Annotated in this window: 7 protein-coding genes, 1 tRNA gene and 1 pseudogene; all 9 read left to right on the plus strand. The window is 36.0% G+C overall.

All coding sequences use genetic code 11. The features are described 5' to 3' along the window. The first annotated feature begins 22 nt into the window (after positions 1 to 22). A tRNA-Arg gene (locus EOD40_RS05570) sits at positions 23 to 96 on the plus strand. Positions 97 to 203: 107 nt separating this feature from the next. Beyond that, positions 204 to 451: pseudogene (locus EOD40_RS05575) on the plus strand (GIY-YIG nuclease family protein). Between the two features lie 1,082 nt (positions 452 to 1,533). Beyond that, positions 1,534 to 4,653 carry a SusC/RagA family TonB-linked outer membrane protein gene (locus tag EOD40_RS05580; RefSeq protein ID WP_128193902.1) on the plus strand — a complete coding sequence of 1,040 codons (3,120 nt, stop codon included), beginning with the start codon at positions 1,534 to 1,536 and terminating at the stop codon, positions 4,651 to 4,653. Between the two features lie 18 nt (positions 4,654 to 4,671). After that, the gene (locus EOD40_RS05585) at positions 4,672 to 6,144 is read left to right on the plus strand and encodes a RagB/SusD family nutrient uptake outer membrane protein (protein WP_128193903.1); all 1,473 of its coding nucleotides are present in this window, start codon (positions 4,672 to 4,674) and stop codon (positions 6,142 to 6,144) included. Positions 6,145 to 6,162: 18 nt separating this feature from the next. Beyond that, positions 6,163 to 8,067 (plus strand): arylsulfatase, encoded by a 1,905-nt coding sequence (locus EOD40_RS05590; RefSeq protein ID WP_128193904.1) that lies wholly within the window; start codon positions 6,163 to 6,165, stop codon positions 8,065 to 8,067. Between the two features lie 376 nt (positions 8,068 to 8,443). Continuing rightward, entirely contained in the window at positions 8,444 to 10,360 is a 1,917-nt protein-coding gene (locus EOD40_RS05595; protein WP_128193905.1) for an arylsulfatase, read from the plus strand. A 194-nt stretch (positions 10,361 to 10,554) separates the two neighbouring features. Beyond that, the gene (locus EOD40_RS05600; RefSeq protein ID WP_128193906.1) at positions 10,555 to 11,610 is read left to right on the plus strand and encodes a sterol desaturase family protein; all 1,056 of its coding nucleotides are present in this window, start codon (positions 10,555 to 10,557) and stop codon (positions 11,608 to 11,610) included. Beyond that, positions 11,591 to 12,319: a thioredoxin domain-containing protein gene (locus EOD40_RS05605; protein WP_128193907.1), complete on the plus strand. Its 729-nt coding sequence runs from the start codon at positions 11,591 to 11,593 to the stop codon at positions 12,317 to 12,319. The genes EOD40_RS05600 and EOD40_RS05605 overlap by 20 nt, the downstream gene beginning before the upstream one ends. A gap of 479 nt (positions 12,320 to 12,798) precedes the next feature. Beyond that, positions 12,799 to 13,878: a formylglycine-generating enzyme family protein gene (locus tag EOD40_RS05610; protein WP_128193908.1), complete on the plus strand. Its 1,080-nt coding sequence runs from the start codon at positions 12,799 to 12,801 to the stop codon at positions 13,876 to 13,878. Positions 13,879 to 13,898: the final 20 nt, after the last annotated feature.

Raw genomic sequence — 13,898 nt, forward strand, 5'->3', positions numbered from 1 at the left:
TGGGATTTGGAATTTATATTTTGGCTACGTAGTTCAACTGGATAGAATATCAGATTTCGGCTCTGAGGGTTGCAGGTTCGAACCCTGCCGTGGTCACAATTTTAAAGCTTCAAAAATAATCAGACTATTTTGATTGTTTTTGAGGCTTTTTGTTTTTAAATTGGAAATAGTCAATCTATATAAAAATCAAATTTCAGTAAACTATGAAATATTATGTATATGTTTTGGAAAGTGAAATAGATGGGAGATTATATAAAGGTCAGACATCTGATATTGATAAACGTATAAAAGAACATAATTTAGAAAAACTAAATCTACAAAAGGATATAAACCTTGGAAATTAGTTTATTTTGAGGTTTTTGATACAAGAGAAAAAGCATTAGAGCGTGAAAAATATTTTAAAACAGGAAGTGGAAGGGCTTTTTTAAAAGAGAAATTACAAAATAAATGACCAGTTGGTTTTTAGTTTTGTTAGTCAACTGGATACCTGTCTGCCGACAGCCAGGGAATATCAGATTTCGGCTCTGAGGGTTGCAGGTTCCCCGCCTGCCGGTCGGGCAGGGAACCCTGCCGTGGTCACCTTAAAAAACATCTTAGAAAACTAAGGTGTTTTTTGTTTTTAGGAAGTTATATTTGGCATTTTGTTTAAATATAAAAATTAGAATTTACTTCCGGTTTTTTTTATCTCTTAATGGGGTAGTCTCTTTTGAGATTGCCCCTTTTTTTGCTTTTAATTTGATACTTCTTTTCAATTAACAAGACTTATAAACTCAAATTCCCGAGTTTTTTTATAGTAATAGTTTTATGATTTTTAGTATGAATGAATTGTTTTTTATATTTCAAAATAATAGCCACTAATCTTTAAGTGCTTATTATTCAGCTTATTATTGTGCTGTGTTTTTTAATTTTTAGAAATAATTAATAATTTGTTTTAAAAAAATTAAGTTTTCATTTGGTCAGTTTGAATTTTAACTTAACTTTGTCTATAGAATTAGTAGAGTTTTAAAAACAATATTCATTAATAAAATTAAGGCTTTGAAAACTATCAAAAACACCTCTTTTTTGATCATGCAATTAAATCAAGTATTCGTCAATCCTGGACGAGTATGTTGTTGCTGTTAGAGTTTTTATAAGCCTCAGATTATTTGGTTTTGTATGAAAGTACAGTTGCAGTTTAGAAAAAAAACGCTTGGTATTATTAGTTATGCAAAACTAAAATAGAAAACAAACAAATTCTTAAAAGAAGAATTATACAAAAGTTTATTGGAAAAGAAAGATGAGAAATGCTTGTGGAAAGTCAAGTGTGTTTCTTGTGGTAAATAGAAATTATATTTTTTTGAATCTGATAAAAAATCAAAATAGTATTAATCAAAAATAAAAGAAAATGAAGTTAATGTGTTGTAAATAAAAAAAGCCATTTCTGCGGCAACAGAAATGGCGAAGTTTAAAAAAGAAATGTTCATCTCAAAAAAGGAAAAAGAAAGTTGATAAATCAGCCTTCAGGCTCCTTATTATTTAAACTAAAACAAAGTAATGAAAAAAAAATTAAATATATATTCTTTGGTAATCCTAATATTATTATCAATTGGAATTAATGCACAAAATACAAAACCACTGATACAGTCAAGATTGGATGGTACCGTAATAGACGATATTACAAATGAACCAATTGTTGGGGCGACTATAGCTATTAAGGGGATTACTCATAGTGTAATCAGTGATGCCGAAGGTAAATTTTACTTTCAAACAGGACAAAGATTTCCTTATATTTTAGTAGTAAGTTATATAGGTTACAAGAAAAAAGAAGTTATAGCCGACGGAAGTCCCATTATCATCAGTTTAAAGAAAGATCTTCAGGAGCTGAATGAGTTGGTAGTAGTGGGTTATGGAACTCAAAAGAAAAAAGATATTACTGGTTCAGTAGCTTCAGTTCCTAAAGGAAATCTAAGTCAGGTTACTTCTTCAGCCGATAATTTATTACGAGGTGCGGTATCAGGAGTGGTCGTGACTCAAAGTTCAGGGCGACCTGGTGCTACTTCCAGTGTTCGTATTAGAGGAGGAAACTCAATCACAGGAGGGAATGAGCCACTATATGTGGTAGACGGTATATTGATTTATAATGACAACAGTAATGGTACGGCCGGGGTGTCTAATGCAGGAGCAGGAGTCAATGTGTTGTCAACGATAAGTCCGGCTGATATTGAGTCGATTGAAGTATTGAAAGATGCTTCTGCAACAGCTATTTACGGTTCACGTGGTGCTAATGGGGTAGTTATCATTACTACTAAAAAAGGAACAAAAGGACAGGATAATATTTCATATCAGGGTTATTTTGGATTTCAAAGAGTTTCCAAAAAACTGGATTTATTGAATGCCAGCCAATGGGCCAGTTTGCGCAATGACGTTCAGGCAAGTATAGGACAGGCACCTTCTTTTACTCCGGAGCAAATTGAAGCTTTAAAAACTTCAGGAAATTATGACTGGCAATCGGCAGCTTTTAGAACTGCTCCGGTTCAAAATCATCAATTGTCATTTTCAGGTGGAGATGATCGTTCCAGATATGCGGTTTCAGCAGGGTTTTTCGATCAGGATGGAGTTGTTATAGGGTCTGATTTTAAACGAATTTCGCTTCGAGCTAATTACGAAAGAAATTATTCCCAGAACTTTAAATTTGGTGTGAATGCTAATTATAGTAATTCAGCTTCTAATGGTATTGCGAATAATGCTGGTGGAAGAAATCCAAATCCATTGGTTGCTGTTTTATATCAACCTCCTGTAGTTCCTATTAAAAATGCTGACGGAACCTATAATTTTACCAATAATCCTTACGCAACTGCAGTAAATGGGATTATAGCCAATCCAATTAATGATTTGGAAAACACCATCAACAAAACCCAAATTAATAGAATTTTGACCAGTTTGTTTGGTGAATATAAGGTAAACAGAGAACTTACAGCTAAAGTGGCTGTTAGTGGAGATGTGATTGATACCAAACAAAATTATTACGCTCCTTCTACTACTGGAACAGGAGCAGGGACTAAAGGATTAGCTTCAGTTGGAAACAGATTAGTAAGCTCGGTATTGAATGAGAATACAGTGAATTACAATACTCATTTTGGTGATGATCACAAGTTCTCTGCTTTGGGAGGATATACACTTCAATATACTAAAGGTGAAGTGGTAAATGCAGGGGCTAACAGCTTTGTAAATGATGTTAATAGCTACAACGCTTTGCAAGATGGGGTGGCTGTAAAACCGTATAGCGAAGCATTCGAAAGTGTATTGAAATCATGGTTAGCGAGAGCGAATTATTCTTATAAAGGGAAATACAATTTAACGGTATCGGCACGTGCGGATGGTTCTTCAAGATTTGGTTCAAAATCAATTTGGGGGTATTTCCCATCAGCAGGTTTTTCCTGGAACATTACCGATGAGGACTTTGCTAAAAATATCAAAGGGGTTGATGATATTAAATTGAGATTAAGTGCAGGAACAACAGGGAATCAAGAGATTGGGAATTATCTTTCTTTAGCATCAATAGGTTCTGTTAATTATAGTTTTGGAGGTACTGTTCAAACAGGATTGACGCCAACGCGTTTGGCAAATCCGGATTTGAGATGGGAAAAAACAACACAATACAATGTTGGTTTAGATCTATCATTATTGGACAGGAAAGTAAACTTTGTTTTTGATGCCTACTATAAAAAAACAAACGATTTACTAGTTAATGTACCGGTTCCATTGATTTCCGGGTATTCTGCAGTTCTTCAGAATATTGGAGGTGTTGAGAATAAAGGAATTGAAATTGGTTTGAATACAGAAAACCTAAAAACAGAAAATTTTTCATGGAATTCTAACTTTGTTTTTTCTGCCAATAGAAACAAAGTACTTGAAATAGGGAATGGGGTTGATCAATTTTTCCCGGTAGTTCCAAATGGTACTTTGTTGCAACAACAACCAGTAACGGTAAAAGTAGGATTGCCTTTGGGAACTTTCTGGGGATACAAATCTAATGGGATCTTCCAAACTCAGGAAGAGATTAATACACAACCTAAAATAAACAGTCTTGCTAATACAAAAATAGGGGATAGAAGATACGTAGATACCAATGGAGATGGAGTAATTACTGCTACTGACAAAGGGGATCTGGGAAGTTCACAACCTAAATTTGTGGCAAGTTTCAGTAACACTGTTTCTTATAACAACTTCGATTTGCAATTTAATTTCCAGGGATCTTTTGGAGGTAAAATATTTAACGCCCTAAACCAACAATTAGAAATTTCAACTCTTGGAACCAATGCTTCTACAGCTTTATTAGATCGTTGGACTCCTACTAATCTAAGTAATGAAATTCCTAGAGCAACAAGTTCTCCGTTAGGAATCATTACGGAGCGTTATATTGAAGATGGTTCTTTTGTGAGATTAAAAACCATCACTTTTGGATATACACTTCCTAAAAGTATTTCTTCAAAAATAGGAACTAAGAGCGTTAAGCTATATGTATCTGCCGAAAATCTAATTACATGGACTAAATACAGAGGCTTTGATCCAGAAGTAAGTTCTTATGAACAAAACAATTTATATCCCGGAATTGATTTTGGAGCTTATCCAAATTCTAAAACATTCATCACGGGCTTGAACGTAACTTTCTAAGTAAAAAAAATATATACGATGAAAAAGATAATTCTAATATTGATATTAAGTGCCGGTCTATTTGTATCGTGCACCGAGCTGGAGGTCACACCAACCTCTTTTGTAACCAAAGAAAATTTTTTTATAACTCAGGATGACGCTATTGCGAGTGTGACTTCAGTTTATGCTTCTTTGAGTCTTGACCCGGGAGAACAAAGCTTATTCGGAAGAAATCTTTATTTCCTGACTGATATGGCTTCTGATTATGCTGCGGCTGGAGTTTCGGCGACTAATCCACAGGTAAGAGCTTTAAGTAGTTTGACTCATGATGCTACTTCCGATCGTGTTCAGGTGGCTTGGCGCCAAATTTATGCAGGAATAAACAGAGCGAATGTGGCTATTGATAACATTCCGAAAACAGCTGCTACTGACGTTGTAAAGACAAGATTGATTAATGAAGCTAAATTCATCAGAGCATTATTGTATTTTCAGGCAGTGCGTCTTTGGGGAGGAGTTCCAATCGTTTTACACGAACCAACTTCTATTCAAGTGGAAAGTTTAAAATCAAACAGAGCTACTGTAGATCAGGTTTACACGCAAATTATTTCGGACTTAACGGACGCCGAAGCATTGCCATCAACTTATACAGGAACGAATGTGGGACGTGCTACTTCAGGAGCTGCAAAAGCTATTTTGGCAAAAGTGTATTTGACTAAAAAAGATTGGCCAAATGCGATACTTAAAGCGAAAGAAGTAATTAATGGAGGTTATGGATATGCACTTTTCGAAAATTTTGCAGACATCTTTGATAAAACGAAAAAGAACGGAAAAGAACATATTTTTTCTGTTCAGTTTGAGTCAAATCAGGCAGGGAATGGTTCTAGTGGAAGCACTTTTCAATCGACTTCTTTTACAGGATTCACTGCTACCGAGCCGGCAGATATTATTTCGGATGTAGCCTTGTTCTATGATATTTATGCAACAGGAGATACCCGAAGAGATGCGAGTTATGTGAAACAATTAGTGAATCCTGCTACAGGGGCACTTTATACTTTTCCAAAACCACTTTTCAAAAAGTATTTGGATTTGAACAATTTGGCTACACCATCTAACGTGGCGATTAATTTCCCAATAATTCGTTATGCTGATATTTTATTATCTCTTGCAGAAGCGATTAATGAAAAAGACGGAGCGACTTTAGAAGCTCATGAATTGGTGAACCAGGTAAGAAGAAGAGCTTTTGCAAAACCAATCTCAACACCAAATGTGACGGTAGATTTAGTAGGACTAACAACTGTTCAATTAAGAGAAGCTATTCGCGAAGAGCGTAAAAAAGAATTCGTTCAGGAAGGACAACGTTGGTTTGATTTAGTGCGTTGGGGAACTTTAGTTACAGAAGTGAAAAAAGTAACGGCTAAAAACTCTGTTTCTGCCCGTAATAATTTGTATCCAATTCCTCAAAGTGAACGCAATATTGACCCGATAGGATTGCCACAAAATGACGGTTATTAATCTATAAAATTACAGAAAATGAAAAATTTTAAATATAATAGTATCATCAAAAGCCCGCAAAAAGGGCTTTTGATTACCGCTTTGATTGTTGCTCAATTAGGTTTTGCCCAGAACAAACCGGATGCCAATTATAAAGGAGTTATTGGTAAAACTTTAGCTGAGTCTAAAGAATATTGGCCGGAGCCGGTTACTGCGCCTAAGGGCGCTCCCAATGTAGTTTGGATTATTCTGGACGATGTAGGCTATGGGGCTTCGAGTGCTTTTGGAGGATTAATACAAACACCGGTATTAGAGAGTCTGGCCAACAATGGATTGAGATATACTAATTTTCACACTACAGCTATTTGTGCTCCTACACGTTCGGCTTTGTTGACAGGAAGTAATTCTCATAAAGTCCATGTTGGAGGATTCTCGCATACTATAATGTCAGCTGGGTTTCCGGGTTGGGATGGAAGATTACCTTCAAAAAATGGAACTATTGCTGAGATTTTACGTGACAAAGGATACAATACTTTTGGTGTAGGTAAATATGGAGTAACTCCTGATGAAGATGCTACCGATGCAGGTCCTTTTGACAGATGGCCTACAGGTAAAGGATTCGAGCATTTCTTCGGATTCTTAGGTTCAGCCACCGATCAGTACAAACCGGATTTAATTGAAGATCAGGCACACGTTACTCCGGATGGAAGACATCTTAGCGAGCAAATTACCGATAAAGCCATCAGCTATATCAGCAGACAGCAAAAAGCAGCTCCGGGAAAACCATTCTTTTTGTATTATTCACCAGCAGCTGTTCACGCACCGCATCAGGTTGAAGCAAAATGGAGTGATGCTTATAAAGGAAAATTTGATGACGGTTGGGATGCTTACCGTGAAAAAACATTGGCTAACCAAAAGAAATTAGGAGTGGTTCCTGCCAATGCTGTATTGCCGGAGCGTAATTCACTTATTGCAGACTGGAAAAAATTAACTCCGGATCAAAAGAAAGTATATTCAAAATTCATGGAAGTATATGCTGGATATCTGACTTATACCGATTATGAAATTGGACGATTGGTGAATCATTTAAAAGAAACCAATCAATTAGATAATACTTTGGTTTTTGTTTTAATAGGTGATAATGGAGCCAGTAAAGAAGGAACCTTACAAGGAGCAGTCGACAGACAAACTTATGTAGCAGGAGTTACAGAAGAGCAGGCATTCCAAAATAATCTAAACCGAATTGGTGAAATTGGAACTCCTCAAACTTATGGGAATTATCCATTAGGTTGGGCACAGGCCACTAACACTCCATTTAAATCATGGAAACAAGATGCTAACTCTGAAGGAGGAACGCACAATCCGTTGATTGTTTATTATCCAAAAGGGATTAAAGAGAAAGGTGGAATCAGAAATCAATACAGTCACGTAATTGATATTTTGCCAACAACCCTTGATATTCTGGGAGTTAAAGCACCTGAGTCTATCAGAGAAATTAAGCAGGATTCCATTCAGGGCTATTCGTTTTCTAATTCTTTGAATGATGCAAAAGTGGCATCGTCACATAAAATTCAGCACTATTATATTTTTGGAGCCAGATCAATTTATAATGATGGTTGGAAAGCAGCAGCTGCACATAGAAGCTCCATTGATGTGAAAGAGGCATTGAATGATAAAACTAAATTGAATGCTTTAAATGCTGATTTCGATAAAGATGTTTGGGAATTATATAATATCAATGAAGATTTCAATGAAAGAAAAGATTTGGCTAAGAAATATCCTGAAAAACTGGCCGAATTGAAAAAACTATTTGATGAACAGGCTAAGAAAAATAACCTGTACCCATTAATTGACTGGTCGGATGTTTACCAAAGAAGAATTCACCAAACGCCCGGTACGGAAGGTAAGACGGCTCAGGAATTATTGACCAAGGCAAACAGGTAATATTTATTTCAGGGCTATTGAATTTGAATTTGGTAGCTCTGATAATTCAAAAAATGAGATAGTTGTGAAACGAATCAACTTTGAAATTACAGGAAAATGAAATTAGTGCTGACAGTTATTTATCTGATACCGTTATCCATTTTGATGGCTGTTTTTTCTATAATTCGTTTTCTGAAAAGAGTTGTAAAAAAAAACAATAAAGGCAAAGTAAACAAAGGCTATTTCTAATTCTGGACTTTAAAGTTAGTGGATAATTACATAATGAAATTATATCATACCTATAGAATTAAACAGGTTTAAGGTGTTTAGTTCTTTCAAAATTAACGAAATATTCACCCCATAGCGGGTTCATTAATAATTTATAAAAAACAAAACAATGAAGAAATTTAAATTTAATTCAAAGTTGAAAACTCCCCAGAAGGGACTTTTACTTACGGCTTTAGTTGTTGCACAGCTTAGTTTTGCTCAAAATAAAGCTGATGTGAATTATAAAGGAGTTATTGGTAAAACATTAGCAGAATCAAAAGAATATTGGCCAGAACCGGTAAAAGCTCCGGCAGGCGCTCCTAACGTAGTTTGGATTTTGCTGGATGATGTAGGATTCGGTGCTTCCAGTGCTTTTGGTGGTTTGATTAACACGCCAACATTTGATGCCTTGGCAAACAATGGATTGCGATATACTAATTTCCATACAACAGCCATTTGTGCACCAACCCGTGCCGCATTATTGACAGGTAGAAATTCAGGAAGAGTTCACGTTAGTGGTTTTTCACACACCGTTTTATCGGCAGGTTTCCCGGGTTGGGACGGAAGAATTCCAGCGGATAAAGGAACAATTGCCGAGATTTTAAGAGAGAATGGCTACAACACTTTTGCAGTGGGTAAATATGGAGTAACTCCTGATGAAGATGCTACCGATGCAGGTCCTTTTGACAGATGGCCAACAGGGAAAGGATTCGATCATTTCTTTGGTTTCTTAGGTTCTCAAACCGATCAATACAATCCTGATTTAGTGGAAGATCAGGCACATGTAAAACCGGACGGAAGACATTTAACCGATCAAATTACGGATAAAGCGATTGGTTATATTAAAACACAACAAAAGGCAGCTCCGGGAAAACCATTCTTTTTATACTATGCTCCGGGAGCGGTTCATGCCCCACATCAGGTTGCTGAAAAGTGGAGTGATGCTTACAAAGGAAAATTTGACGAAGGTTGGGATGTATACCGTGAAAAAGCATTGGCAAATCAAAAGAAACTGGGTGTAATTCCTGCTAATGCGGTGTTGCCGGATCGTAATGCACTTATCACTGAATGGAAAAAATTAACTCCCGATCAAAAGAAACTATATGCAAGATTCATGGAAGTGTATGCCGGATATTTGACGTATACAGATTACGAAATTGGAAGAGTGGTTAATTATTTGAAGGAAAGCAATCAATTAGATAACACCCTGATTTTTGTTGCCATTGGTGATAACGGTGCGAGTAAAGAGGGAAGTCAGGTAGGTACAATCAGCCAAAATCTTTTTTCTAAAGGTGTATCTGACGAGCAAAATCTTCAGTCTAATTTGGAGAAAATCGGAGAAATTGGTACAGCAAAAGGCTTGAATACCAATTATCCATTGGGATGGGCACAGGCTACTAATGCCCCTTTCAAAAATTGGAAACAAGATGCACAATCCGAAGGAGGAACACGTAATCCTTTGATTGTTTTTTATCCAAAAGGTATTAAAGAAAAAGGCGGAATCAGAAATCAATACAGCCACGTGACGGATATTCTTCCTACTACATTGGAAATTGCAGGAATCAAAGCACCTGAAAAAATTAAAGAGATTAAGCAGGATATTATTCAGGGTTCGTCTTTGTATGCTTCGTTAAATGATGCTAAAGCGGAATCTTTACACAAAGTACAGTACTATTATATTTTTGGAAACAGGGCTATTTATAAAGATGGTTGGAAAGCGGCTGCGGCACATGCGAATCCGTTTACCTCACCAAATACTGCGGGTAAAAATCAGGCACCGACACCAAGCAATTTTGACACTGATGTTTGGGAATTGTACAATCTGAACGAAGATTTTAACGAGCGTAATAACCTGGCTAAAAAGTATCCTGAAAAATTAGCCGAACTTAAAAAATTGTTTGACGAACAGGCCAAAGAAAATAACCTGTATCCATTAATTGACTGGAGTGATGTATTGGGTAGAAAAATACACAACCCTTCAGGAGATAAAAATCAAAATATTCAGGAATTAATTCATAAGACACCTCAAACAGGTAGCACTAATTAATTGCTTAATCGTGAATTCAGGTCTTTTATTGGAACCTAAAAGGCCTGATTCTTTTAAAAATTATACAAATGAAACTAATAGATTTTCAAATAATAGCAAAAAAAATTATCGTTGGGATAATCGTCTTTTTAGTACCACTACTGATTTTAGCTGGAGGTTTAACATTATTAAAAACTTTTTTAAATTAAAAAATCATGGCATTAGATAAAACAAAATTAAAAAGAGACTTAGGTATTAGTCTTTTTATTTATAGTTTGCCGGTATTGGCAATTTACCTTTATTTTAAACTAAATAATGGTATTGTAGCAGAATCACAGCTTACATTACCATCTTATTTGGAATTTTTGCAACCAGTTTTTAAAAACATAAGAAGTTGGGGATTAATTGTATTCTCGATTGTTTTAGGAATTGTCGAATTTACGGCAGGTTTGTATGATGATCACTGGACAGGACGTGAACGTAAAGTGGATATCATTTGCTTTTTAGCACCAAAATTGCTTTTACCACCTGTAACAGCATACTTTAGCTTAACCGTTTTACCGTATGTAATTCCAAATTTGGCAAACACATTGTCATGGGTGCCATTTTGGGGAGGATTTTTTCTGATTGCAATAGCTGACGATTTAACCCAATATTGGTACCACCGTTTGCACCATCAAGTGCCTTTTTTATGGCGTTTTCACAGAACGCATCACTCGGCTCCTTACATGGGAATGGCAATGGCTTCAAGACAAAACTTCCTTTACACGGTTTTTTTCTCTCAGATTTATTTGACTGCAACCCTGACTTATTTAGGTTTGGGAATACCGGCTTTATTTGTTTTGGTTGTCAAAAGTTTTATCACCTTAGGAGCACATTCCAGTCTTGCCTGGGACAAACCGTTTTACAAATACAAAGTATTGCACCCGATTGCCTGGGTTTTAGAACGACTTATTTCTACTCCGGCTACGCATCACGCACATCATGCGGATACCAGTGGTGATGGCGTAGGACATTTTAAAGGTAACTTTGGAAATATGTTTTTCTTATGGGATGTGATTTTCGGTACGGGTTTAATCACTCGTAAATTTCCAAAATCATACGGAACGAAATCATACAAAAGCGAAGAGTGGTATGCACAATTCCTTTGGCCAATATTTAAATCTAAAATTGAAGGAAGTCCCTTAGCTGATGGAGTCATTGCTATTCCAATTTCTCAAAAACAGACTGTTCAACCTAATCCAAACGCATATGAGCCAGTTCAATCTTAAAAGTTTTAAAAACAGTATCACAGCAATAATTTTGCTTTTTACAATTGTCGGTTTTGCCCAAAATCAAAATACAATTACCTTACAATTAGCTCCTTTTTCTGCAAAAATTAAGGAACAAAAAAATCCTCAGATAGTTGATGCACGAGGTCCCGAGGAGTTTGCATTAAACCATATCAATGGAGCGGTTAATTTTAATTTGGAAACAAAAAATTATACCGAGTATGTAGCCCGTTTGGATAAATCAAAACCAGTATTTATCTATTCAATTGGTGCGGGAAGAAGTAATTTATTAGCCAAAGAATTATTGAAAAATGGCTTTTCGGAAGTACATGATTTACAAGGAGGAATTGCTGCCTGGATAGGAGGCGGAAAGCCTTTTTACACTAATTTGAAAAGCAAGTTGACATTGGCGGAATACAATAAAATCATAGCCGATAATAAGAGTGTTTTAGTTGATATAGGTTCCAGATATTGTGGTGCCTGTAAAAAAGTAAAACCTATTTTGGAAACTATCAGAGCAGAGCAGGGCACTAATTTAAAAATCATAGAAATTGATTTGGAAGAAAGTCCACAAGTGATAGCCGATTTAAAAACAGTGAAGGTTTTTCCAACTTTGATTTTATACCAAAACGGAAAAATTGTTTTCAAAAAAGACGGTTCGAACGATTTGAAAAAAGAGGTTGATGCGGCTTTAGCCAATAAAATATAATTTTTATTTATCCCTGACAGGTTTTAGAAAGCTGTCAGGTTAGTTAATTTTTCAACACAGATTTAGTCATTTTTCACAGCATGTTTGGTGGGAATTGGCTAAATCTGTGTTGTTTTTTGTTTAAAATCCTGTATGATTAAAAAAAAATATAATTCTGTTTAATCCTTATTTTATATGGGTTTGCGTAGGTTTTGTGTTCGCTGTTTTTATTGTAAGACAAAAAAATAGAATTCAAAATTTGTAAGTTGGTATTTTTAATATACATTTGTTCTATCAAATTAATAGAATTAAAAATTCTAAAACAGAAAAATTTTGAAAAATACCCAATACATCTCTTTTTTAAAAATGCAAGATCTTTTTGCATGTGGCATTCTTTGCCTGATGTGTTGTTGTTAATGCTTTTGCTTTTTATCCATTGAAATTTTAATACAATAAGTTCCTGATTCGTTCGGGTACGCTGATAATGAAATAATACGAATATGAAAAAATATAGTTTAATTGTTGCCATTATTTTATCGGGTTTATATACTGCTTCGGGGCAGGAAAATAAAGCTGTTGCTGTTGTTACAACAACAAGCTGTGAAGCAATGTGCAAGGCAAATACTTCTAAAAAAGCATTGTTACTGCAATCTATTGAAAAGAAATCTAAAGAAAACACGGCAACTTCTACCGATGGAATGGTCTGGGTTCAAGGGGGAGAATTCAATATGGGAACCAATGATTATCCCGATGCAAAACCCGTCCATAAAGTAAGTGTAAAAGGCTATTGGATTGATGAACACGAGGTAACCAATGCCCAGTTTGCAGCTTTTGTAGCTGCGACTAATTATGTAACTATTGCCGAAAGGCCTTTAAATCCGGCTGATTATCCGGGAGTTCCACTTGAAAATTTAGTGCCGGGTTCGGCAGTATTTGTACCGCCAACAACAAAGGTTTCTTTGGATAATATACAGCAATGGTGGCAGTATGTTCCGGGAGCCAGTTGGAAACATCCCAGTGGACCGGAAAGCAGTATTGAAGGACTCGAAAATAATCCTGTAGTACAAGTTAGTTATCTGGATGCCAAAGCTTATGCTGAATGGGCTGGAAAGCGATTGCCAACAGAGGCTGAGTGGGAGTTTGCCGCCAGAGCAGGAAGAGAGCATACTAAATATTATTGGGGTCAGGAGTTGAAACCGAATGGGAAATGGCTAGCCAATATTTTTCAGGGAACTTTCCCGAATAATAATACCGCCGAAGACGGTTTTGCAGCCGCAGCTCCTGTAAAGTCTTTCCCTAAAAACCCTTTAGGAATCTATGATTTGGAAGGAAATGTATGGGAATGGTGTAACGATTTATACCGTGATGATTATTATAAAACGAGTCCCGGTGATAATCCAAAAGGGCCTTTAGAAAGTCATGATCCGGAAGAGCCGGGTGTTGAAAAACACGTTCAAAGAGGTGGCTCTTATTTGTGTAGCGACCAATATTGTATTCGTTATGTAGCTGGCAGCCGAGGCAAAGGAGAAACGACAAGCGCTTGTAATCACTTAGGATTTAGATGTGTGAAGGACAAATAGCAGCACTGATTTTTAAACAT

Origin of the sequence: Flavobacterium sufflavum, from assembly GCF_004016525.1 — a bacterium.
GTDB classification, from domain to species: Bacteria; Bacteroidota; Bacteroidia; order Flavobacteriales; family Flavobacteriaceae; genus Flavobacterium; species Flavobacterium sufflavum.